General features: G+C 70.2%; 19 protein-coding genes. 15 read left to right on the top strand and 4 right to left on the bottom strand.

Features of this window, described 5'->3' with window-relative positions:
* The first annotated feature begins 125 nt into the window (after positions 1-125).
* The 9 genes from recG (at position 126) to mutM (ending at position 8,311) form a co-directional block, all read left to right on the top strand.
* Positions 126-2,318, top strand: coding sequence for an ATP-dependent DNA helicase RecG (recG, locus tag ACFQVC_RS31920; protein ID WP_381837152.1), 2,193 nt, complete (start codon positions 126-128; stop codon positions 2,316-2,318).
* Between the two features lie 119 nt (positions 2,319-2,437).
* A complete protein-coding gene (locus ACFQVC_RS31915; protein WP_381837150.1) occupies positions 2,438-2,956 on the top strand; it encodes a hypothetical protein in 519 nt (172 codons plus the stop codon).
* A 202-nt stretch (positions 2,957-3,158) separates the two neighbouring features.
* Positions 3,159-3,749 carry a 16S rRNA (guanine(966)-N(2))-methyltransferase RsmD gene (gene rsmD / locus ACFQVC_RS31910; RefSeq protein ID WP_381837148.1) on the top strand — a complete coding sequence of 197 codons (591 nt, stop codon included), beginning with the start codon at positions 3,159-3,161 and terminating at the stop codon, positions 3,747-3,749.
* A 35-nt stretch (positions 3,750-3,784) separates the two neighbouring features.
* Positions 3,785-4,267 carry a pantetheine-phosphate adenylyltransferase gene (coaD, locus tag ACFQVC_RS31905; RefSeq protein ID WP_381837202.1) on the top strand — a complete coding sequence of 161 codons (483 nt, stop codon included), beginning with the start codon at positions 3,785-3,787 and terminating at the stop codon, positions 4,265-4,267.
* 117 nt (positions 4,268-4,384) lie between these two features.
* Positions 4,385-5,515, top strand: a complete 1,131-nt coding sequence (locus tag ACFQVC_RS31900) for an ATP synthase F0 subunit B (RefSeq protein WP_381837146.1) — start codon at positions 4,385-4,387, stop codon at positions 5,513-5,515.
* Between the two features lie 175 nt (positions 5,516-5,690).
* Complete coding sequence (locus tag ACFQVC_RS31895; protein WP_381837200.1) at positions 5,691-6,344, top strand: YceD family protein; 654 nt, start codon at positions 5,691-5,693, stop codon at positions 6,342-6,344.
* Positions 6,345-6,346: 2 nt separating this feature from the next.
* On the top strand, positions 6,347-6,520 hold the full coding sequence (gene rpmF / locus ACFQVC_RS31890) for a 50S ribosomal protein L32 (protein WP_381837144.1): 174 nt from the start codon (positions 6,347-6,349) through the stop codon (positions 6,518-6,520).
* Positions 6,521-6,539: 19 nt separating this feature from the next.
* On the top strand, positions 6,540-7,346 hold the full coding sequence (gene rnc, locus ACFQVC_RS31885) for a ribonuclease III (RefSeq protein ID WP_381837142.1): 807 nt from the start codon (positions 6,540-6,542) through the stop codon (positions 7,344-7,346).
* Positions 7,347-7,441: 95 nt separating this feature from the next.
* The gene (gene mutM, locus ACFQVC_RS31880; protein WP_381837140.1) at positions 7,442-8,311 is read left to right on the top strand and encodes a bifunctional DNA-formamidopyrimidine glycosylase/DNA-(apurinic or apyrimidinic site) lyase; all 870 of its coding nucleotides are present in this window, start codon (positions 7,442-7,444) and stop codon (positions 8,309-8,311) included.
* Positions 8,312-8,333: 22 nt separating this feature from the next.
* Here mutM and ACFQVC_RS31875 read toward each other — a convergent pair whose 3' ends face one another.
* Positions 8,334-9,227, bottom strand: coding sequence for a CAP domain-containing protein (locus ACFQVC_RS31875; protein ID WP_381837138.1), 894 nt, complete (start codon positions 9,225-9,227; stop codon positions 8,334-8,336).
* Between the two features lie 129 nt (positions 9,228-9,356).
* Here ACFQVC_RS31875 and ACFQVC_RS31870 point away from each other — a divergent pair, with 129 nt between their 5' ends.
* The 4 genes from ACFQVC_RS31870 (at position 9,357) to ACFQVC_RS31855 (ending at position 15,695) form a co-directional block, all read left to right on the top strand.
* Entirely contained in the window at positions 9,357-9,638 is a 282-nt protein-coding gene (locus ACFQVC_RS31870) for an acylphosphatase (protein ID WP_381837136.1), read from the top strand.
* Positions 9,639-10,027: 389 nt separating this feature from the next.
* Positions 10,028-10,240, top strand: coding sequence for a hypothetical protein (locus ACFQVC_RS31865; RefSeq protein WP_381837134.1), 213 nt, complete (start codon positions 10,028-10,030; stop codon positions 10,238-10,240).
* A gap of 255 nt (positions 10,241-10,495) precedes the next feature.
* Complete coding sequence (gene smc / locus ACFQVC_RS31860) at positions 10,496-14,047, top strand: chromosome segregation protein SMC (protein WP_381837132.1); 3,552 nt, start codon at positions 10,496-10,498, stop codon at positions 14,045-14,047.
* 223 nt (positions 14,048-14,270) lie between these two features.
* Positions 14,271-15,695, top strand: coding sequence for a sugar porter family MFS transporter (locus tag ACFQVC_RS31855; RefSeq protein ID WP_381837130.1), 1,425 nt, complete (start codon positions 14,271-14,273; stop codon positions 15,693-15,695).
* A 42-nt stretch (positions 15,696-15,737) separates the two neighbouring features.
* Here the strand turns inward: ACFQVC_RS31855 and ACFQVC_RS31850 are convergent, their stop codons facing one another.
* Positions 15,738-16,718 (bottom strand): LLM class flavin-dependent oxidoreductase, encoded by a 981-nt coding sequence (locus tag ACFQVC_RS31850; RefSeq protein WP_381837128.1) that lies wholly within the window; start codon positions 16,716-16,718, stop codon positions 15,738-15,740.
* A gap of 121 nt (positions 16,719-16,839) precedes the next feature.
* Positions 16,840-18,348, bottom strand: coding sequence for a cytosine permease (locus tag ACFQVC_RS31845; protein ID WP_381837126.1), 1,509 nt, complete (start codon positions 18,346-18,348; stop codon positions 16,840-16,842).
* Between the two features lie 141 nt (positions 18,349-18,489).
* Here ACFQVC_RS31845 and ftsY point away from each other — a divergent pair, with 141 nt between their 5' ends.
* On the top strand, positions 18,490-19,707 hold the full coding sequence (ftsY, locus tag ACFQVC_RS31840) for a signal recognition particle-docking protein FtsY (RefSeq protein ID WP_381837124.1): 1,218 nt from the start codon (positions 18,490-18,492) through the stop codon (positions 19,705-19,707).
* Between the two features lie 131 nt (positions 19,708-19,838).
* Here the strand turns inward: ftsY and ACFQVC_RS31835 are convergent, their stop codons facing one another.
* Positions 19,839-20,510: a bifunctional DNA primase/polymerase gene (locus ACFQVC_RS31835; protein WP_381837122.1), complete on the bottom strand. Its 672-nt coding sequence runs from the start codon at positions 20,508-20,510 to the stop codon at positions 19,839-19,841.
* A gap of 439 nt (positions 20,511-20,949) precedes the next feature.
* On the opposite strand from ACFQVC_RS31835, the gene nsdA reads away from it, so the two are divergent.
* Positions 20,950-22,425 (top strand): transcriptional repressor NsdA, encoded by a 1,476-nt coding sequence (gene nsdA / locus ACFQVC_RS31830; RefSeq protein WP_381837120.1) that lies wholly within the window; start codon positions 20,950-20,952, stop codon positions 22,423-22,425.
* Positions 22,426-22,445 lie beyond the last annotated feature (20 nt).

The raw sequence follows: 22,445 nt of genomic DNA, 5'->3' as shown, positions 1-22,445 counted from the left end.
GCGTGGAGTGAGCGGCGCCCCGGTCATCGGCGTGGAGTGAGCGGCGCCCCGGCGCGGTCGGCCGCACGGCGCCACGGGACGGGTTTTCCACAGGCACGGGGCCGCTGTCGGCGCCGTGGTGTGCAATGGATCCCGTGCCTGCGCTCGAAGAACCCCTGAAGAAAGTGCTCGGCCCCGCCACCGCGAAGGTGATGGCCGAGCACCTCGACCTGCACACGGTCGGCGACCTCCTGCACCACTACCCCCGGCGGTACGCGGAGCGGGGCGAGCTCACCCACCTCGCCGACCTCCCCCTGGACGAGCACGTGACCGTGGTCGCCCAGGTGGCGAGCGCCCGCATCCTGAAGTTCAACGGCGGCCGTGGCCAGCGCCTCGAAGTCACCATCACCGACGGCAGCGGCCAGCTCCAGCTGGTCTTCTTCGGCCGCGGCATCCACAAGCCACACAAGGACCTGCTGCCCGGCACGCGCGCGATGTTCGCGGGCAAGGTCTCCGCGTTCAACCGCAAACTGCAGCTGGCGCACCCGGCGTATGAACTGCTGCGCGGCGAAGACGCCTCAGGCGCCGTCGACGCCTGGGCCGGAGCGCTCATCCCGATCTACCCGGCCACCGCCAAGCTGGAGTCCTGGAAGATCGCCAAGGCCGTGGACGCGGTGCTGCCCAGCGCCCAGGACGCCGTCGACCCGCTGCCGCCGGCGCTCCGCGAGGGCCGCGGGCTCGTCCCGCTCCCCGAGGCCCTGCTGAAGATCCACCGGCCGCACACCAAGGCGGACATCGCCGCTGCCAAGGACCGCCTGAAGTGGGACGAGGCCTTCGTCCTCCAAGTCGCCCTCGCCAGGCGCCGGTTCGCCGACACCCAGCTGCCCGCCGTGGCCCGCAGGCCCGTGCCCGGCGGCCTCCTCGACGCGTTCGACGCCAAGCTGCCCTTCACCCTCACCGAGGGCCAGCAGCGCGTCTCCAAGGAGATCTTCGACGACCTGGCCACCGAGCACCCCATGCACCGTCTGCTGCAGGGAGAGGTCGGTTCCGGAAAGACGATGGTCGCGCTGCGCGCCATGCTCGCCGTCGTGGACGCGGGCGGACAGGCCGCGATGCTCGCCCCCACCGAGGTCCTCGCCCAGCAGCACCACCGCTCGGTCACCGAAATGATGGGCGAGCTGGCCGAGGGCGGAATGCTCGGCGGCTCCGAGCACGCCACCAAAGTGGTGCTGCTCACCGGCTCGATGGGCGCCGCCGCCCGCCGCCAGGCGCTGCTCGATCTGGTCACGGGAGAGGCCGGCATCGTCATCGGCACCCACGCGCTGATCGAGGACAAGGTGCAGTTCCACGACCTGGGCCTGGTCGTCGTGGACGAGCAGCACCGCTTCGGCGTGGAGCAGCGCGACGCTTTGCGCGGCAAGGGCAAGCAGCCGCCGCACCTGCTGGTCATGACCGCGACCCCCATTCCGCGCACGGTCGCCATGACGGTCTTCGGCGACCTGGAGACCTCGGTCCTCGACCAACTCCCCGCCGGGCGCTCGCCGATCGCCACCCATGTCGTCCCGGCCGCGGACAAGCCGCACTTCCTGGCCCGCGCCTGGGAGCGCGTCCGCGAGGAGGTGGAGAACGGCCACCAGGCGTACGTGGTGTGCCCCCGCATCGGCGACGACCTCGACGACAAGGCCGCGGCCAAGAAGAAGTCCGCCGAGGACGAGGCGGAGAAGCGTCCCCCGCTCGCCGTCGTCGAGGTCGCCGAGCAGCTGACCGCGGGCCCCCTGCGCGGCCTGCGCGTCGAGGTCCTGCACGGCCGTATGGCGCCCGACGACAAGGACGACGTGATGCGCCGCTTCGCCGCGGGCGAGGTGGATGTCCTGGTGGCGACGACGGTCATCGAGGTGGGGGTGAACGTACCGAACGCGACCGCGATGGTGATCATGGACGCCGACCGCTTCGGTGTCTCCCAGCTGCACCAGCTGCGCGGCCGCGTCGGCCGTGGCTCGGCCCCCGGCCTGTGCCTCCTGGTGTCCGAGATGCCGGAGGCCAGCCCCGCGCGGGCCCGGCTCGGCGCGGTGGCCGCCACCCTGGACGGTTTCGAGCTCTCCCGTATCGACCTCGAACAGCGCCGCGAGGGCGATGTGTTGGGCCAGGCCCAGTCCGGAGTGCGGTCCTCGCTGCGGGTGCTCGCCGTCATCGAGGACGAGGAGGTCATCGCCGAGGCCCGCGAGGAGGCGGTGGCGATCGTCAGCGCGGACCCGGACCTCGATGACCTGCCCGCCCTGCGCACCGCCCTTGACGCGCTGCTCGACAAGGACCGGGAGGAGTATCTGGAGAAGGGCTGAGGGCGCCTGCGCGGGGCCCGGAATGTCAGTGCCCGCTGCGAGACTGGAAGCACCCGCCGGACAGCTCCGGAAACTCCACCGGGCAGCTCCGGCACCGGCCTTGGACCTAGGGGCACTCCATGGCATTCCGGCATCTCAATGAACTCCCGCTCGGCGACAAGGTGTTCCGCATCGAGCTCGTCAGCGAGGACGACACCACCGTCACGCTCACCCTCACCGGCTGGCGCGAGGACACCCCGGAGACGCTCCTTGCCTCTGGCGCCCTCACCCTGCCGCTCGCCGAAGTCCCACCGCTGCGCATCGCCCTCAACCGCGCTCTGCGCGCCCTCGCCCTGGTGGCGGATGTCGCCGAGCCGATCCCCGACCGCGACGTACTGCGCGAGCTGTTCCCCGGCCACGGCGCACCCTGGGTGCCGCAGCACGAGGAGGACCTGGCCCGCCGCTTCCACGCGGGCGAGACGGTCGCCCGGATAGCGGCCCGCTTCGGCCGCACCCCGGACTCGGTCCGCACGAAGCTGCGCGAGCTCGGCCACGACCCCCGCCGCCCGGAGTACTGCCCGCCGGACGGCTGCCTGTCCTGGTCGCGTTACGCATCCCCGGCGCTCCTCGGCACCGTCGAGGAACAGGACCCCACCTGACGCCCCCACCCGACGGCCTCACCGGACAGACACCACCCGACGGCCTCACCGGACAGACATCACCCGACAGACCCCACCCACCCGACGGCCTCACCTGACAGCGGCCGCAATTCCCGGCCGACCCCCATCCGGACGGGCCTTCACCAGGCGCACCCCATATCGTGGGGTGACCGCACCCTCAGCCCGAAGGACGCAGACGCAGATGACCCGCGTGATCGCCGGTCGTGCCGGCGGACGCCGCCTGGCCGTACCACCGGGGACCGGCACCCGCCCCACCTCCGACCGGGCACGCGAGGGCCTGTTCTCCACCTGGCAGTCGCTCCTCGGCGGCCCGCTGGAGGGCGAGCGGGTACTCGACCTGTACGCGGGTTCCGGTGCCGTCGGCCTCGAGGCCCTGTCCAGGGGTGCCGGGCACACCCTGCTCGTCGAGGCCGACGCCCGAGCGGTCCGCACGATCAGGGACAACGTCCGCGTGCTCGGTCTGCCGGGCGCCGAGGTCCGCTCCGGCAAGGCAGCGGCGATCATCGCGGGCGCGGCCCCCCAAGACCCGTACGACCTGGTGTTTCTCGACCCTCCCTACGCCGTGAGCGACGACGATCTTCGAGAGATCCTGCTCACACTCCGCACCCAAGGCTGGCTCGCGGGCGAAGCCCTCGTCACCGTGGAGCGCAGCACCAGAGGCGGCGTATTCGACTGGCCGGACGGCTTTGAGGGGCTCAAGTCCCGACGTTATGGCGAGGGCACATTTTGGTACGGTCGCGCCGCCTCGACCAGCGAGGAAAGCACCTCATGACCGCACCGTCAGGACCCGAGAGCGAGGGACTCAAGTTGCGCCGCGCCGTCTGTCCGGGGTCGTTCGACCCCATCACCAACGGACACCTCGACATCATCGCCCGCGCCTCCAAGCTCTACGACGTGGTCCATGTCGCGGTGATGATCAATCAATCCAAGAAGGGTCTCTTCGAGGTCGACGAGCGGATCGAGCTGATCCGCCAGGTCACCGCCGAGTTCGGCAACGTCGAAGTGGAGGCCTTCCACGGCCTGTTGGTCGACTTCTGCAAGCAGCGTGACATCCCGGCCATCGTCAAGGGCCTGCGCGCCGTCAGCGACTTCGACTACGAACTGCAGATGGCCCAGATGAACAACGGCCTCTCGGGCGTGGAGACCCTCTTCGTCCCCACCAACCCCACCTACAGCTTCCTCTCCTCCTCCCTGGTGAAGGAAGTGGCGGCCTGGGGCGGCGACGTCGCCCATCTCGTCCCGGCGCCCGTTCTCCAGGCGCTGACCGAGCGCCTGTCCAAGGAGGCCTGACCGGGCCGAACAAGCCCGCTACAGCTGACGGGCCGTCACCTGGTGTCGGCGGGGCACCCGCTGCCCTTACAGTCGCCTTGTCCGTCTCCCAACCAGGCAGAGAGTGGCGAGCACACGGTGGACGTGCAGAAGAAGCTGGACGAGATCGTCGAGGCGGTCATGGGCGCCAGGTCCATGCCGATGTCGGCCTCGTGCGTGGTCAACCGCGCCGAGCTGCTCTCGCGGCTCGAAGAGGTACGCCAAGCCCTGCCCGGCTCCCTCGCCCAGGCCCAGGAGCTCATCGGCGGCCGCGAGCAGCTCGTCGAGCAGGCCCGCCAGGAGGCGGAGCGCATCATCGACTCCGCCCGCGCCGAGCGTGGCTCGCTGATCTCGGACACCGCGGTCGCCCGCCAGTCCCAGGACGAGGCCGAACGCATTCTGGCCAAGGCCCGCCAGGAGGCCGACGAGATCCGTCAGGAGGCCGACGAATACGTCGACTCCAAGCTCGCCAACTTCGAGGTCGTCCTCACCAAGACCCTCGGCTCGGTCGGCCGTGGCCGCGAGAAGCTCCTCGGCACCGGCCAGGGCCTGGACGCGCAGGGTTATGAGGACCCGGACTTCACCGAGGCCCCCGAGCGCAGCCACGACCCCGAGACCCAGCGCCTGCGTGCCGACGAGTACGTGGACGTCAAGCTCGGCTCCTTCGAGGCCGTCCTGTCCAAGACCCTGGAGGCGGTGGGCCGCGGCCGCCAGAAGCTGCAGGGCCGGATCGCCACCGACGACCTGAGCCTGCTCGGGTCGGCCGACGAGCAGGGCCACCAGCAGCTCACCAGCGACTCGGACTACCTCGCCGACCTGGCCGAGCCGCAGCAGCAGCCTTCGCCCCAGTCGCAGTCACACTCGCAGCAGCAGGCCCCGGCGGTGGCGGCGGCCGTCCCGGCGCAGCCCCAGTACGCGCAGCAGGCCCAGCAGGACCCGTACGCGTACCAGCAGCACGACCCGTACGCCTACCAGCAACAGCAGCCGCAGCAGCAGTACGCGCAGCACGACCCGTACGCCTATCAGCAGCAGGACCCGTACGCGTATCAGCAGCAGGGATACCCGCAGCAGGGGCAGGGCGGGTACGGCGACGTCGCGCAGCAGCAGGGGGGCGCCGGCGGGCAGGCCGATCAGGCCGCGGCGCTCGACGAGACCAGCCTCTTCGATACGAGCATGATCAGCGTCGACCAGCTGCGCCAGTACGAGCAGGGCCGCGGGCAAGGTCACTGACTCGCCGCCCGGCTCACGGACCGCTTCTGGCCAGCGGTAAGAGACCGGATTGGGCCGACAGCGAAAGGTCCAGTATCCTGGCTCTTCGGTCGCGCGTACGCCCGCGATCAAGGCTGTCCGCTTCAAAGCGAGGTCAGTCTCCCCACGACTTCGATGATCGAAAGCAGGAAAAGCCCTGAACGCCCGCCTTGACCACCGCAACCCGCTCGTGTTCGACACACATGAGCTGGGTCGGCGTCCTGGTGCGCTCCAGCGGCTGACCCGCACGATCGAGGCGCCTTCCGGAGACGCTGTCTTCGGGATCAAGGATGTCATCGGAGTGCCTGGCGGCGCTTCGGTCGACCTTGATCTGCGGCTCGAGTCGGTCATGGAAGGGGTGCTTGTCACAGGCACCGCCCGTGCGCGGGTCGAGGGGGAGTGCGTAAGGTGTCTGGAGCCGCTCGAGCGAGAGCTCGAAGCGGACTTCCAGGAGATGTTCTCGTACCCTGACGCCGATGACCGGGGCCGCAGCAAGCAGGCGGAACCCGGCGACGACGCCGAGGACGAGGACATGATTCCCCTCGAGGACGGCATGTTCGACCTCGAGCCCGTGCTGCGGGATGCGGTGGTGCTCGCACTGCCCATGCAGCCGGTGTGCCAGGACGACTGCCCGGGTCTGTGCTCCCAGTGCGGAGCGCGGCTCGCGGACGACCCGGACCACCACCATGACGCCGTCGACATCCGTTGGGCGGCATTGCAGGGACTCGCCGGTTCGCTCCAGGACGGCGAGAAGGACGAGATGAGCGGCGCCGAAGCGGAAGCGGGCGTCGACGAGAAGCAGGAGAAGTAGCCGTGGCTGTTCCGAAGCGGAAGATGTCGCGCAGCAACACGCGCCACCGCCGGTCGCAGTGGAAGGCTGCGGTCCCCACCCTGGTTTCGTGTGAGCGTTGCCAGGAGCCCAAGCAGCAGCACATCGCGTGCCCCGCTTGCGGCACCTACAACAAGCGCCAGGTCCTCGAGGTCTGAGCGGCTGGTGAGAGGCACGATGTCTGACGCCAAGGCGGAACACGCCAAAAAGCAGGCGGAGAACACGGCCTCGTCCCACACGCTTCTGGAAGGGCGGCTCGGGTACAAACTCGAGTCCGCCCTTCTGGTGCGTGCACTGACCCACCGTTCCTACGCGTACGAGAACGGCGGTCTGCCGACCAACGAGCGCCTGGAGTTCCTCGGGGACTCCGTGCTCGGCCTGGTCGTCACGGACACGCTGTATCGCACCCACCCCGATCTGCCCGAAGGCCAACTGGCCAAGCTGCGGGCCGCGGTGGTCAATTCGCGTGCGCTTGCGGAGGTGGGCCGCGGCCTCGACCTCGGCGCCTTCATCCGGCTCGGCCGGGGCGAAGAAGGCACGGGCGGCCGGGACAAGGCATCCATCCTCGCCGACACCCTTGAAGCGGTGATCGGCGCGGTCTATCTCGACCAGGGCCTCGAGGCGGCATCCGAGCTGGTGCACCGTCTCTTCGACCCGCTGATCGAGAAATCCTCCAACCTCGGTGCCGGCCTGGACTGGAAGACCAGCCTCCAGGAACTCACCGCGACCGAAGGGCTCGGCGTACCCGAGTACCTGGTCACGGAGACCGGCCCGGACCACGAGAAGACCTTCACTGCTGCTGCCCGCGTCGGAGGCGTCTCGTACGGCACCGGCACCGGCCGCAGCAAGAAGGAGGCGGAACAGCAGGCCGCCGAGTCCGCTTGGCGCGCGATCCGCGCAGCCGCCGACGAGCGGGCCGAGCGAGCCAAGGCAGAGGCCGAAGGGGCAACCGCTGACAGCGCCCCCGACACGGCCACGGCCTGAGTCCGCCGCTTCCAAGAAGGCTCTACGACGGTCCGTCCCGCCACGCGCGGGGCGGACCGTCGCGTTGCAGCAACCCATGTACCGGGGGAGGACCCGTGCCCGAGCTGCCCGAAGTAGAAGTCGTCCGCCGCGGCCTCGAACGCTGGATCAGCGGCCGCGTCGTCAGCGGTGTCGATGTCCTGCACCCGCGGGCCGTACGCCGTCATCTCGCCGGCGGCGCCGACTTCGCGGCCGGTCTCAAGGGGCACCGGATCGGGCTCGCCCAGCGTCGCGGCAAGTATCTGTGGCTGCCGCTCGCCGACTCCCCGGCCGCGGTCCTGGCCCACCTCGGCATGAGCGGCCAGCTCCTGGTGCAGCCCGCCGACGCCCCGGACGAGAAGCATCTGCGGATCCGTGTCCGCTTCGACGACGCACAGGGGACGGAGCTGCGCTTCGTGGACCAGCGCACCTTCGGCGGCCTTTCCCTGCACGGCACCGCACCGGACGGCCTGCCCGAGGTCATCGCGCATATCGCCCGCGACCCGCTCGACCCCGCCTTCGACGAAGAGGCCTTCCACCAGGGCCTGCGCCGCAGCCGCAGCACCATCAAGCGGGCCCTGCTCAACCAGTCACTGATCAGCGGAGTCGGCAATATCTACGCGGACGAGGCGCTGTGGCGCGCCAGGCTGCACTACGAACGCCCCACCGCCACCTTCACCCGCCCCCGCACGACGGAACTCCTCGGCCATGTCCGGGACGTCATGAACGCGGCGCTCGCCGTGGGCGGCACCAGCTTCGACAGTCTCTACGTGAATGTGAACGGCGAGAGCGGATACTTCGACCGGTCCCTGGACGCGTACGGCCGTGAGGACGAGCCCTGCCGCCGCTGCGGCACCCCGATGCGCAGACGCCCGTGGATGAACCGCTCCAGCTACTTCTGCCCCCGCTGCCAGCGCCCGCCGCGACCGGTGAAGGCACGGGCCTGAACGCGCTGTGGGGCCCAGCCGCTCAGAAGCCGAAGTCCTGCGTCCACCACGGGCCGCCGGACGCGAAGTGGGCGCCGACGCCGAGGGTTTTGTAGTCGCAGTTGAGGATGTTCGCGCGGTGGCCCGGGCTCTTCATCCAGGAATCCATCACGGACTGGGCGTTGGCCTGGCCCCTGGCTATGTTCTCGCCGCCGAGGTTCGTAATGCCGGCCTTGTCGGCGCGGTCCCAGGGGGTGTCGCCGTCGGGGTCGGTGTGGTCGAAGAAGCCGCGCGCGGCCATGTCCTTGCTGAAGTCGCCGGCCAGCTCGGCCAGGTCGCCGTCCTGGCGCACCGGGCCGCAGCCTGCCTTGATCCGCTCCTGGTTGACCAGGGAGAGCACCTCGGCCTCCGCGGCCTTCGCGGTGTCGGGCGACTGGGGCGCGGCGGGCTTCTCGGGCTTCGCGGACTCGGTCTTGCCGGTGTCCTTGTCAGCGTCGTTCCCGTCGCCCTTCGCCTTGTCCGGCGCGGAGCTCGCCGATGACTTCTCCGGCGTCGGCGACTCGGAGGGCTCGGCGGAGCGGGACGGGGCGGAGGAGGACGGCTCGGGGCGCGCGGAGTCGCGGCTCGCGGCGCTCTCCTCGCGGTCCGGGGACTTCGACGCCTCGCTCTGGGTCTGCAGCTCGGTGGGGCTGCCGGCGGACTGCACCTTGCCGGCGTCCTTGCCGCCCGAGTAGTTGTCGGTGCCGGGGATCAGGCCGGACGCGACGGCCACGGCGCCCATGGCCACGGCCGCGGAGGCGCCGAGCAGGCCGGTGCGCACCGGTGTCGACGCGCGCTTCATGCGGCGGTGTGATCGGGCGCCGCGCGAAGTTGCGGGGCCCGCCGGGTGCTGCTCATCGGCGGCGCCCTCGGCGCCGACGCGTCGGTGGCGTCCCATCTCTGGCCTTCCTGGTTCCTACGGTCAACGTGCTTCACCCGAACGGGTGAGGCTCATCTTTCGCGACTGTACGCGATGACAGGAGGGGGCGAAGTGCCTCCAGAGCAATTGGCCGGTTAGCTTTCCCACATGAACGAAGAGGTACGGCTCACCGCCTGGGTGCGCGGCCATGTACAGGGAGTGGGCTTCCGCTGGTTCACCAGGGCGAAGGCTCTCGAGCTCGGCGGCATCAGTGGATTCGCGCTCAATCTGGCCGACGGCCGCGTCCAGGTCGTCGCCGAGGGAACGCGCGCCGGCTGCGAGAAGCTCCTGAACTGGCTGCGCGAGGGCGACACACCCGGCAGGGTCGACGGTGTCACTGAGATCTGGGACACCCCTCGCGGGATCTATGACGGGTTCGCCATCCGCTGAGGCCGGACCCGGTTCGCATCGCCCGGACCGCGCCGCGGGCCTTCGGCAGATGCCGGAGGCAACTGTGCTGGGCAGGAACGACCTGGTGGTTGCCAATAAGGGCTTGCCGTGCCAGGCTGCGCAAGGAAGGATGATCTCCACGCCTCAAGGGCCCCGCAGAGTAGCCGCGCCGCTGGTTCGACAGCCGCGCGCCCCGGGTTTGCCCGCCAATACGGGGCGTGATCGTGTTGACCGTCAAACATTTTGGTGAGACTCTGGAAGTCCCCGCGCACCCTAGCTGTTTGGCATGTGGGAACGGCAGTAAGAACAACCAGTGCCATTCACCGCGGGTGCTTCCCTCACGACCCACACCACTTCGGTCGGTCACTCAGTGTGGAGGACCATCCATCATGGCAAAGGCGCTTCTCGGTTACGTCGGCGGCTCCGACCCGCGACTCCTCGCCGAGATGCGACGGCTCCAGCAGCGCGTCCAGGACCTGGAATCAGAGCTCGTACGAATCCAGGCCGAGAATGACGCGCTGGCTACTGCTGCCGCTTCTCACCACGGCGACTCGCTCCTGGAGAGCATCGACGTACCCCAGGCTGAGCCTGCGCTGACCTGATCCAACGCCCCGCAAGGCATCGGTCGGGGCAGTTCGTGTCAGCCGCTTATCAAGATCTGCAAGGGACGCTTCGGCGTCCCTTCTTTCTTTTCCCACCCGGCCCTCCGGGCCGCTCTTAACGTCTGATGTGCCCTGCACCTTCCTCGGTGAAACCGCGTGTTCATGGAGTGAGACCGGGAAACCAGCGGTGCGACGCGCAGCGCCTGCCGTGTACGGGCGGCGGTGGGCGAGGGGCGGAAGGTAGAGTCCGGCGGCGTGCACCTCAAGGCCATGACCCTGCGCGGGTTCAAATCCTTCGCCTCGGCCACGACGCTGAGGTTCGAGCCGGGCATCACTTGTGTGGTCGGCCCCAATGGCTCGGGCAAGTCGAATGTCGTGGACGCGCTCAGCTGGGTCATGGGCGAACAGGGCGCCAAGTCGCTGCGCGGCGGCAAGATGGAGGACGTCATCTTCGCCGGCACCACCGGGCGCCCGCCGCTCGGCCGGGCCGAGGTGTCGCTGACCATCGACAACTCCGACGGTGTGCTGCCCATCGAGTACGCCGAGGTCACCATCACGCGGATCATGTTCCGCAACGGCGGCAGCGAATACCAGATCAACGGCGATACCTGCCGGCTGCTCGACATCCAGGAGCTGCTCTCCGACTCGGGCATCGGGCGCGAGATGCATGTCATCGTCGGGCAGGGGCAGCTCGACTCCGTTCTGCACGCCGACCCGATGGGGCGCCGGGCCTTCATCGAAGAGGCGGCCGGAGTCCTCAAGCACCGCAAGCGCAAGGAGAAGGCGCTGCGGAAGCTCGATGCGATGCAGGCCAATCTGGCGCGCGTACAGGACCTCACCGATGAGCTGCGGCGGCAGCTGAAGCCCCTGGGCCGGCAGGCCGCGGTGGCGCGACGGGCCGCCGTCATCCAGGCCGATCTGCGCGATGCCCGGCTGCGGCTGCTCGCCGACGACCTCGTACGTCTGCGGGAGGCGCTGCGTACCGAGATCGCGGACGAGGCCGAGCTGAAGCGGCGCAAGGAGGAGGCCGAGGGGCGGCTCAAGGCGGCGCTCACGCGCGAGGCCGATCTCGAGGACGAGGTGCGCCGGCTCGCGCCGCGGCTGCAGCGCGCGCAGGAGACCTGGTACGAGCTGTCGCAGCTGGCCGAGCGGGTGCGGGGCACCGTCTCGCTCGCCGATGCGCGGGTGAAGAGCGCCTCCGGTGCGCCGGCCGAGGAGCGGCGTGGGCGCGACCCCGAGGACATGGAGCGAGAGGCCGCCCGGATCAGGGAGCAGGAGGCCGAGCTGGAGGCCGCTCTCGAGGCCGCCGAGCGGGCGCTCGAGGACACCGTCGCCCACCGTGCCGACCTGGAGCGGGAGTTGGGGCAGGAGGAGCGGCGCCTGAAGGACGTGGCGCGTGCCATCGCCGACCGGCGTGAGGGCCTTGCCCGGCTCAACGGCCAGGTCAACGCCGCCCGCAGCCGGGCCGCATCCGCGCAGGCCGAGATCGACCGCCTTGCCGCCGCGCGGGACGAGGCGCAGGAGCGGGCGGTCGCAGCGCAGGAGGAGTACGAGCAGCTCAAGGCCGAGGTCGACGGCCTGGACGCGGGGGACGCCGAGCTCGGTGAGCAGCACGACGCGGCCAAGCGGGAGCTCGCCGAGGCCGAGGCCGAGCTGAGCGCCGCACGTGAGGCGGTCACCGCGGCGGAGCGCAAGCGGGCCGCGACGGCCGCCCGGCACGAGGCGCTGGCCCTGGGCCTGCGCCGCAAGGACGGCACCGGAGCGCTGCTCGCCGCGAAGGAACGTCTTGCCGGGCTGCTCGGCCCTGCCTCCGAACTGCTCACGGTGGCACCGGGCTTCGAGGTTCCGGTGGCGGCGGCGCTCGGGTCCGCCGCGGATGCCATCGCGGTGGCCAACCCGGCGACGGCCGCCGAGGCGATCCGACTCCTGCGCAAGCAGGACGCGGGGCGCGCGGCCATACTGCTCGGCGGCGCCCCCGGTGACGTGACGCCCGAGAGCGGTGACGGGCCACCGTTCGCCGCTGAACTGGTGCGCGGGCCCGAGGAGTTGCTGCCCGCGGTGCGGCGGCTGCTGCGCGGAATCGTGGTGGTCGGCACACTGGAGGATGCCGAGGACCTGGTCTACGCGCAGCCCGGGCTGACCGCGGTGACGGCCGAAGGTGACCTGCTCGGGGCGCACTTCGCGCAGGGCGGGTCCGCGGGCGCGCCGAGTCTGCTCGAGGTGCAGGCGTCCGTGGACGAGGCGGCGGCCGAGCTCGAAGAGCTCGGGGTGCGCTGCGAGGAGCTGGCCGGGGCGCAGCACCGGGCGACCGAGCGGCGGCGTGAAGTGGCCGCGCTCGTCGAGGAGTTGGGGGAGCGGCGGCGGGCCGCCGACCGGGAGAAGTCGACCGTCTCGCAAGCCCTTGGCCGGCTCGCCGGGCAGGCGCGGGGCGCCGCTGGTGAGGCCGAGCGGTCCACGGCCGCCGCCACGCGCGCGCAGGAGGCCCTGGACCGTGCGCTCGAAGAGGCGGAGGAGCTGGCGGAGCGGCTTGCCGTCGCCGAGGAGGCACCGGTCGAGGAGGAGCCCGATACGGCGGTACGCGACCGGCTCGCGGCCGACGGCGCCAACGCGCGGCAGACCGAGATGGAGGCCCGGCTCCAGGTGCGTACGCACGAGGAGCGGGTCAAGGGGCTCGCGGGCCGGGCAGACGGTCTGGACCGGGCGGCGCGCTCCGAACGTGAGGCACGCGCGCGTGCAGAGCAGCGCAGGGCCCGGCTCCGGCACGAGGCGACGGTCGCCGAAGCGGTCGCCTCGGGTGCCCGGCAGCTGCTCGCGCATGTCGAGGTGTCCCTCGTACGGGCCGAGGAGGAGCGCGCCGCGGCCGAGCGCGCCAAGGCGGAGCGGGAGCGGGAGCTCACAGCCGAGCGGAACGCCGGACGCGACCTGAAGGCCGAACTCGACAAGCTGACGGATTCGGTCCACCGCGGCGAGGTACTCGGTGCCGAGAAGCGGCTGCGGATCGAGCAGCTGGAGGCCAAGGCGCTGGAGGAGCTCGGTGTGGAACCGGCGGGACTCGTCGCCGACTACGGACCCGGCCAGCTGGTGCCGCCCTCGCCCCCCGCCGAGGGCGAGGAGCTGCCCGAGGACCCGGAGCATCCGCGGAACGCGCCGAGGCCGTTCGTCCGGGCCGAGCAGGAGAAGCGCCTCAAGGCAGCCGAACGGGCGTATCAGCAGCTGGGAAAGGTGAACCCGCTCGCCCTTGAGGAGTTTGCGGCGCTGGAAGAGCGGCACAAGTTCCTGAGCGAGCAGCTGGAGGACCTGAAGAAGACCCGCACCGACCTCCTTCAGGTCGTGAAGGAGGTGGACGAGCGCGTCGAGCAGGTCTTCACCGAGGCCTTCCGGGACACGGCCAGGGAGTTCGAAGGTGTCTTCTCGCGGCTCTTCCCGGGCGGCGAGGGGCGGCTGATCCTGACCGACCCCGAGAACATGCTGACCACCGGCGTGGACGTGGAGGCGCGGCCGCCGGGCAAGAAGGTCAAGCGGCTCTCGCTGCTCTCCGGCGGTGAACGGTCGCTGACCGCGGTGGCCATGCTGGTCTCCATCTTCAAGGCCCGGCCCAGCCCGTTCTACGTGATGGACGAGGTCGAGGCGGCCCTGGACGACACCAACCTGCAGCGGCTGATCCGGATCATGGAGGAGCTGCAGGAGTCCTCGCAGCTGATCGTGATCACGCACCAGAAGCGCACGATGGAGGTCGCCGACGCGCTGTACGGCGTCTCCATGCAGGGCGACGGCGTCTCGAAGGTCATCAGCCAGCGGCTGCGCTGACCCGTTCCGCACCCTTTACCCCTACATAAGTTCAAGCCTTGAACTCTAAGGGCCTCGATGCGCCTCTAAATTCACAGCCTTGGACCTATTGACTTCGAAACTTGAAGGCATAGTCTCTGCAACGTTGTTTTTACCTTCAAGTGGTGAGCGGCGCGAAGTTGTGCGCCACTTGAAGATGCCCCCACAAGCCCGGCACCGCGGCCGGGTCCCCCAGGAGACGCACGTGACCAGCACCGCGCAGGCGCCGTCGTCCGGAGGCCGCCAGGCCCAGCCGGACCACCTCGGCCATGTCATCTTCATTACGGCTGCGGCCGCGATGGGCGGGTTCCTCTTCGGCTACGACAGCTCCGTGATCAACGGCGCGACCGTGGCCATCCAGCACAGGTTCGACGTCAACGCGAACATGCTCGGCTGGATCATCGCCACCGCCCTGCTCGGCTGCGCCCTGGGCGCCGCGCTCGCCGGCCGGATCGCCGACCGGATCGGCCGTATCCGCTGTATGCAGATCGCGGCCGTGCTCTTCGCGGCCAGCGCCGTCGGCTCCGCACTGCCCTTCGCCGCCTGGGACCTGACGGTCTGGCGGCTCATCGGCGGTATCGGCATCGGTATGGCCTCGGTCATCGGCCCGGCCTATATCGCCGAGGTCGCCCCGCCGGCGTACCGCGGCCGGCTCGCCTCGTTCCAGCAGGCCGCCATCGTCATCGGCATCGCGGTCTCCCAGCTGGTCAACTGGGGCATCCTGAACATGGCCGAAGGCGACCAGCGCGGCAAGCTGATGGGCCTCGAGGCCTGGCAGTGGATGCTCGGCGTCATGGTCGTCCCGGCCGTCCTGTACGGCCTGCTGTCCCTCGCGATCCCCGAGTCGCCGCGCTATCTGATCTCCGCCGGCAAGCACGCCGCCGCCAAGAAGGTCCTCGCGGAGGTCGAGGGCTCGGGTGTCGACGTCGAGGCCCGCGCCGCCGAGATCGAGCACGGTCTGCGCAGCGAGCACAAGCCCTCGTTCAAGGATCTGCTCGGCAAGGTCGGCTTCCTGCCGATCGTCTGGATCGGTATCGGGCTCTCGGTCTTCCAGCAGCTCGTCGGCATCAACGTGATCTTCTACTACTCGAACCAGCTGTGGCAGTCCATCGGCAAGGACCCCTCCAGCTCGTTCCTGTACTCCTTCGAGACGTCGATCGTGAACATCGTCGGCACCGTGATCGCGATGATCTTCGTCGACCGGATCGGCCGCAAGCCGCTCGCGATCATCGGTTCCGCCGGTATGGCAGCCGCCCTGTTCACCTGCGCCTGGGCCTTCTCGTACCGCACGGGCACCGGTGACAATGTCTCGCTGCCGAACGCCCAGGGCCTGACCGCGATCATCGCCGCCAACGCCTTCGTGCTGTTCTTCGCGCTCTCCTGGGGCGTGGTGGTCTGGGTGCTGCTCGGCGAGATCTTCCCCAACCGGATCCGCGCCGCCGCGCTCGGTGTGGCCGCGGCCGCCCAGTGGCTCGCCAACTTCGCGATCACCAAGACGTTCCCGAGCATGTCCGAGTGGTCCCTGACCGGCTCGTACATCATCTACGGCGCCTTCGCGGCGCTCTCGATCCCCTTCGTCATGAAGTTCGTCAAGGAGACGAAGGGCAAGACCCTGGAAGAGATGGGCTAAATCCCCCGCTGCCCCTCTCTTCCAGCTAGGTCGTGCCCCGGTTCAGTCCTTGAACCGGGGCATGACCCGTTCCGCGAACAGATGCAGGCTGCGCCAGCCCTCGTCCAGGGGCATACCGCCGCACAGCGGGTGCAGGACCAGATTGTCGAGGCCGCTCTCGTTGAGGGCCACGCACTCGTCGGGCGTGAGAATCCGGTACACGCCCTCGGCGCGCAGCTCCTCGACGGTCGTCGCGCCCGAACGCACCGCTGAGCGGATGTCCTTGGACTGCCAGGAGGCATACGTCTGCGCCTCGTGCAGGAAGTGCTCGCCGTACTCGGCCCAGGTGCGGTCCGGGTCCTCGGAGATATGCAGCAGCGGGGTCTCGGCGGCGGGCATCATCGTCCAGCCCTCGGTGCCGTACGAGGCCAACTGCTCCTGGTAGTACGCGTCGAGGTCGGGCAGATGCGCGCTCGGGAAGAACGGCAGGCCGAGCCGGGCCGCGCGCCGCGCCGCCGCCTTCGACGAACCGCCCACCAGGAGCAGCGGGTTGGGCTGGGTGAACGGGCGCGGCGTCACTCGCACCGTGCGGCCGCGGAACTCGAACGGCTCCCCGGTCCACGCCTTGAGCAGCGTCTCCAGGAGCTCGTCCTGCAGCTTGCCGCGCCGCCCCCACTCCACGCCGAAGGCCTCGTACTCCTCGGGCCGGTAGCCGATCCCCGCCACCGTCACCAGGCGCCCGCCGCTGATCAGGTCGAGGACCGCGATCTCCTCCGCCAGGCGCAGCGGATCGTGCAGCGGGCCGATGATCGCGGAGACCGTGACGGCGATCCGCCGCGTCGCCCCGAACACCGCGCCCGCGAAGGAGAACGGCGACGGCAGCCAGGAGTTGGCGGCTCCGTGATGCTCCTCGGTCTGGATGGTGGTGATGCCGCGGTCGTCGCAATACGCGGCCATCTCCACGGCGGTGCGATAGCGGGCGGAAAGAGACTCGGGCTGCGCTGCGGGGTCGACGAGATTGAAGCGTACGACCGTGACGGCCATGACAGACGTCCCCCTTCGCCGGGAACACGGGAACACGGGAAGCCGTGGGCTGGCGAAGGGGGACGTTAGCTGACGTAGCGTCAGATGAATAGGGGTGTGCCGGAGGGGCGTCCCGGCCGGGTCAGACGGGCAGCTCCGCCGGGGCGGGCGCTTCCTCATCCGCCTTCACGGCGGCGGGAGTTGCGGGCGCCTTGGTGCGCGGCAGCACCGCGTACAGCAGAGCGGACACGACGATCCCGGCCAGCCAGCCGAGGCCGTGCTCGCCGATCCACGACGAGGCCAGCGGGCCCGCGAACCAGTCGACCTTGGTGAACAGCAGACCCGTCACCAGGGCCACGGCCCAGGCGGTCATGGCCTGCCAGGCGAAGCCGCCCTTGTACCAGTAGGCGCTGGTGCGCGTCGTGTCGAGCAGGGCCGCGCCGTCGTACGACGTCCTGCGCAGCATGTCCACGCCGAAGACACCGATCCACGCGGAGAACGCCACCGCGAGCAGCGTCAGGAACGAGATGAACGAGCCGATGAAGCTGGTCGCCACCACCATCAGGAGGAAGCCGAAGACCAGGCTGATCACGGCGTTCACGCTCACCGCCCAGGCGCGCGGCACCTTGATGCCGAGGGTCTGCGCGGTGAAGCCCGCCGAGTACATCGACATCGAGTTGATCAGCAGCATGCCCACGAGGGCGATCAGCAGATACGGCACCGCGATCCAGATCGGCAGCAGCTCGCCGATGAACGCCACCGGGTCCTGCGCGCTCGCCAGGTTCGGCGTCGCGACCGCCATCACGGCGCCCATCAGGACCATCGGCAGGACGACGATGCCGGCGCCGCCGATCGTCGTGCCGACCAGCTTCCCGGAGGAGGCCGACCGCGGCAGGTAGCGCGTGAAGTCCGGGCCCGACGGGACCCAGCTGATACCGCCCGCACCGATCATGCCGATGCCCGCGACCACCATCGCCGCCGATCCGGCGGGCTTGTCCAGGACGGCCGACCAGTCGGTGTCGACGATGAGATAGCCGAGCACCAGGACGCTGAACGCGCCGAACAGATACGTCGACCACTTGCTGCACACCCGCAGCGCGTTGATGCCGAGACCCGACACCAGGAACGTGCCGGTGACGAAGAGCAGCAGCGTCACCACGATCAGAGCGGTGTTGGACTTGATGCCGAAAAGCAGGTCGAGCACGGTCAGGATGGCGTACGCACCGGTGACCGCGTTGATCGTCTCCCAGCCCCAGCGGGCCACCCAGATCAGCGAGCCGGGGAAAAGGTTGCCCCGCTGGCCGAAGACCGCCCGTGAGAGGGCCATACCCGGGGCGCCGCCCCGCTTGCCCGCGATCGAGATCAGCCCGACGATGCCGTAGGAGACAATGGGCGCCACGGTCGCGACGACCAGCACCTGCCAGATGTTCAGGCCGTTGAAGACGACCAGGCCCGCGCCCATCGTGAGCAGCAGCACACTGATGTTGGCGGCCACCCAGGTCGGGAAGAGATCGCCGACCTTGCCGGTGCGCTCCTTGTCCGGCACGGGCTCCAGGCCCCGGGTCTCGATGGCGCTCTCGATCTCGGCGGCTATGTGGGACGGCTCGGCCGTCTCGGAGTGGGCAGACGCGCTGCGGGACGCGGGGGGCATGCGTAGCTCCGTGGGGGGAGAAGTGGGGGAATCACAACTATCGTACGTTCGCCCCAAAAATGGCAAATAGTGCCCTAGGTCCTTTGTGTCATCGCACGAGTAGCAGCTCCCGGCGGGGGCGTGACTGATACTGGACGGGTTATGGACATCGTCATCCTTGCTGTAGTCATCGCCGTCGTCGTGATCGGCGCCGTCAGCGGGCTCGTGGTCGGCAGCCGCAGGAAGAAGCAGCTGCCCCCCTCGGCCCCGTCGAGCACCCCGGTCATCACCGAACCCCCGGCCGAGCCGCACGTCGGCGAAGAGGCCGAGGAGCCGCGCGAAGAACCGCGCCGCACGATCGAGGAGGTCGAGCTTCCCAAGGCGGAGGCTCCCGCGCCCGAAGCGCCCGCCGCCGAGGAGCCCGCCGCTCCCGCCGCACCCGAGATCGAGGTCCCCGAGCCCACCGCGGGCCGGCTCGTGCGGCTGCGCGCACGTCTGGCCCGCTCCCAGAACTCCCTCGGCAAGGGCCTGCTCACCCTGCTCTCCCGTGAGCACCTCGACGAGGACACCTGGGAGGAGATCGAGGACACCCTCCTCACCGCCGATGTCGGTGTCGCCCCCACCCAGGAGCTGGTCGAGCGGCTTCGCGAGCGTGTGAAGGTACTCGGCACCCGCACCCCCGACGAGCTGCGCGCCCTGCTCCGTGAGGAGCTGCTCACCCTGGTCGGCACCGACTACGACCGGGTCGTGAAGACCGAGTCCGACGCGGAGATCCCGGGCGTCGTCATGGTCGTCGGCGTCAACGGCACCGGCAAGACCACCACCACCGGCAAGCTCGCCCGGGTCCTGGTCGCCGACGGCCGCACCGTCGTCCTCGGCGCCGCCGACACCTTCCGCGCCGCCGCCGCCGACCAGCTGCAGACCTGGGGCGAGCGCGTGGGCGCCTACACCGTGCGCGGGCCCGAGGGCGGCGACCCCGCCTCCGTCGCCTTCGACGCGGTCAAGGAGGGCAAGGAGATGGGCGTCGACGTGGTGCTCATCGACACCGCGGGGCGCCTGCACACCAAGACCGGTCTCATGGACGAGCTCGGCAAGGTCAAGCGGGTCGTCGAGAAGCACGGCCCGCTCGACGAGGTGCTGCTCGTGCTCGACGCCACCACCGGTCAGAACGGACTGGTGCAGGCCCGGGTCTTCGCCGAGGTCGTCGACATCACCGGCATCGTCCTGACCAAGCTCGACGGCACCGCCAAGGGCGGCATCGTCGTCGCCGTCCAGCGTGAACTGGGCGTCCCGGTCAAGCTCGTGGGGCTCGGCGAGGGCGCGGACGACCTGGCGCCGTTCGAGCCGGAGGCGTTCGTGGACGCGCTGATCGGCGACTGACCGGCGTATGGCTGTAAGCCGTTTCGCCCCAGGGCGTCAGGCGACAGCGAAGGGCCCGCCCCGGGGTGCAGCCGGGGCGGGCCCTTCGGTTTGTGCGGCCGGTGCGGCCGGTGCGGCCAGGGCGGTCGGGGCTATGCCGCCGACCGGTGGCATACGTACGCCAGCGTCCCGAGGAGCAGCCGGGCCGGCGGCGGGTTGCTGGTCGAGTCCAGGGCGGGGGCGCGCAGCCAGCGGACCGGGCCGAGGCCCGCGTGGTCGGACGGCGGGACCGTGATGTGCCCGCCGGGGCCGATACCGCGCAGATCGAGGTCGGCGTCGTCCCAGCCCATGCGGTAGAGCAGCGCGGGCAGTTCGGCGGCGGCGCCCGGGGCGACGAAGAACTGGGCGCGGCCCTCGGGGGTGGCGGTCACCGGGCCGAGCGGGATGCCCATGCGTTCCATCCGGACCAGGGCGCGGCGGCCCGCGGCCTCGGCGACGTCCAGGATGTCGAAGGTGCGCCCCGTCGGCAGCAGCGCCGCGGCGCCGGGGAACTCGCCCCAGGCGCGGGTGACTTCGTCGAGCGTGGCGCCGGCCGGGATCTCGGGGGCGAAGGCGAGCGGATGGGCGCCCGGGGCGGGGCAGTCGGCGGCGCCGCAGGAGCAGCGGCCGTCGGAGGCGCGGGCACCGGGTACCACGGCCCAGCCCCAAAGACCGGTGAACTCGGCCACCGCGGTGCAGGCGGAGGTGCGTCCGCGGCGCCGTGAGCCGGCCCGTGCAGGACGGCTTTCGCGGATGCTCCGGCTGCCGCCGATCGTGAAGCCCATGCCCCCTCCAACGGGTCGAGCGTCTTCGTGGTTACGAGCCGGAGCTGTTCCGTGACCCTCCGTCGTGTCGCCTCCGGTGTGGCGGCGCCCGAGGGGGGGGTCGCGGGGTGGTGCGGGCGGACCGGTGCGCCCCGGTTCGCATCGCTCCGCCCACTCCCGGCTGCGCTGTGTCAAGTCAATCGCGTGCAGCCGTCCATGAGTTCATTCGAAGGGGTGGCGAATGGTGGCGTTTCCGAGAACGCCCTCGCCGGGAGGGTGATCGTAGGATTACTTTCGGTGCACGAACCCAGGGGGCGCACTCGCTCATGGGTATGCCGGAGGCAAGTCGGTTCCTTGTTCGACGGGTGAGAACCGGCAGACGAACGACTGCAACTCACGGCATTCTGTTAGTGCTTGGCGCACGGCGCGCACAAGCGGCTTGAGGGATGGGGGCGTTCCAGTGGGCGGCAATGGCGGCAGCGGCGTGACCGCTGACAAACGCCCCAACGAACAGCTGAGTTCATGGTTCGTGCGCAGCGGCTGGTCGAAGGGCGAACTCGCCCGGCAGGTCAACCGCAGAGCACGGCAGTTGGGCGCGAACCACATCTCGACCGACACCTCGCGGGTGCGCCGCTGGCTCGACGGGGAGCAGCCGCGTGAGCCGATTCCGCGGATCCTGTCCGAACTGTTCTCCGAGCGCTTCGGTTCCGTCGTCGCCATCGAGGACCTCGGCCTGCGCTCCGCCCACCAGTCGCCGTCGCTCTCCGGGGTCGACCTGCCCTGGACCGGGCCCCAGACCGTCGAGCTGATCAGTGAGTTCTCGCGCAGCGACCTGATGCTGGCCCGGCGTGGTTTCCTCGGCACCTCGCTCGCCCTGTCCGCCGGACCCGCCCTGATCGAGCCCATGCAGCGCTGGCTCGTGCCCACACCCGGGCACACCGCCGACCGCGCCGAGCCCGCCGCGTCCATCCGGCGGGCCTCTCGCCTGTCCAAGCCCGAGCTCGACCTCCTCGAGTCGACCACCGTGATGTTCCGGCAGTGGGACGCCCAGTGCGGCGGCGGTCTGCGCCGCAAGGCCGTCGTCGGCCAGCTGCACGAGGTGACCGATCTGCTGCAGGAGCCGCAGCCCGCCGCCACCGCGAGCCGGCTCTTCAAGATCGCGGCCGAACTGGCCGAGCTGGCCGGGTGGATGAGCTACGACGTGGGGCTGCAGCCCACCGCGCAGAAGTACTTCGTCCTCGCCCTGCACGCCGCGAAGGAAGCCGGGGACAAGCCGCTCGGCTCGTACATCCTCTCCGGCATGAGCCGCCAGATGATCCACCTCGGGCGACCCGACGACGCCCTTGAGCTGATCCATCTCGCGCAGTACGGCAGCCGTGACTGCGCGACCCCCCGCACCCAGGCGATGCTGTATGCGATGGAGGCCCGCGCGTACGCCAACATGGGCCAGCCCAGCAAGACCAAGCGGGCCGTGCGGATGGCCGAGGACACCTTCGCCGACGCCACCGACGTCCAGGAGCGCGAGCCGGACTGGATCCGCTTCTTCTCCGAGGCCGAACTCAACGGCGAGAACGCCCACTCGTACCGCGACCTCGCCTATGTCGCAGGCCGCAGCCCCACCTACGCCTCCCTCTCCCAGCCCGTGATGGAGCGCGCCGTCGCACTCTTCAGCAACGACCCCGAGCACCAGCGGTCGTACGCACTGAACCTCATCGGCATGGCCACCGTGCACCTTCTGCAGAAGGAGCCCGAGCAGAGCGCCGTCCTGGCCGAGAAGGCCCTCGGCATCGCCAGGAAGGTGCGCTCGGAGCGGGTCAACACCCGCCTTCGCAAGACCGTCGACACCGCCATGCGGGACTTCGGCGAGGTCGGCGAGGTGCTGCATCTCACCGACCAGCTCGCCGTCCACCTGCCCGAATCCGCCGAAGCGGTCTGAACCCGGCCGCCTCACCCCGA

The sequence above is a fragment of the Streptomyces monticola genome (assembly GCF_042665355.1).
Taxonomy (GTDB): Bacteria; Actinomycetota; Actinomycetes; order Streptomycetales; family Streptomycetaceae; genus Streptomyces; species Streptomyces monticola.
This window is presented reverse-complemented; position numbering and strand designations above follow the sequence as displayed.

What these genes read in the sequence shown, in the direction of transcription:
- recG (WP_381837152.1), top strand. Translation starts at nt 126, where the DNA reads ATGGATCCCGTGCCTGCGCTCGAAGAACCCCTGAAGAAAGTGCTCGGC.
- ftsY (WP_381837124.1), top strand. Translation starts at nt 18,490, where the DNA reads ATGGACATCGTCATCCTTGCTGTAGTCATCGCCGTCGTCGTGATCGGC.
- ACFQVC_RS31915 (WP_381837150.1), top strand. Translation starts at nt 2,438, where the DNA reads ATGGCATTCCGGCATCTCAATGAACTCCCGCTCGGCGACAAGGTGTTC.
- rnc (WP_381837142.1), top strand. Translation starts at nt 6,540, where the DNA reads ATGTCTGACGCCAAGGCGGAACACGCCAAAAAGCAGGCGGAGAACACG.
- ACFQVC_RS31850 (WP_381837128.1), bottom strand. Translation starts at nt 16,718, where the DNA reads ATGGCCGTCACGGTCGTACGCTTCAATCTCGTCGACCCCGCAGCGCAG.
- rsmD (WP_381837148.1), top strand. Translation starts at nt 3,159, where the DNA reads ATGACCCGCGTGATCGCCGGTCGTGCCGGCGGACGCCGCCTGGCCGTA.
- ACFQVC_RS31870 (WP_381837136.1), top strand. Translation starts at nt 9,357, where the DNA reads ATGAACGAAGAGGTACGGCTCACCGCCTGGGTGCGCGGCCATGTACAG.
- ACFQVC_RS31865 (WP_381837134.1), top strand. Translation starts at nt 10,028, where the DNA reads ATGGCAAAGGCGCTTCTCGGTTACGTCGGCGGCTCCGACCCGCGACTC.
- ACFQVC_RS31875 (WP_381837138.1), bottom strand. Translation starts at nt 9,227, where the DNA reads ATGGGACGCCACCGACGCGTCGGCGCCGAGGGCGCCGCCGATGAGCAG.
- ACFQVC_RS31845 (WP_381837126.1), bottom strand. Translation starts at nt 18,348, where the DNA reads ATGCCCCCCGCGTCCCGCAGCGCGTCTGCCCACTCCGAGACGGCCGAG.
- ACFQVC_RS31835 (WP_381837122.1), bottom strand. Translation starts at nt 20,510, where the DNA reads ATGGGCTTCACGATCGGCGGCAGCCGGAGCATCCGCGAAAGCCGTCCT.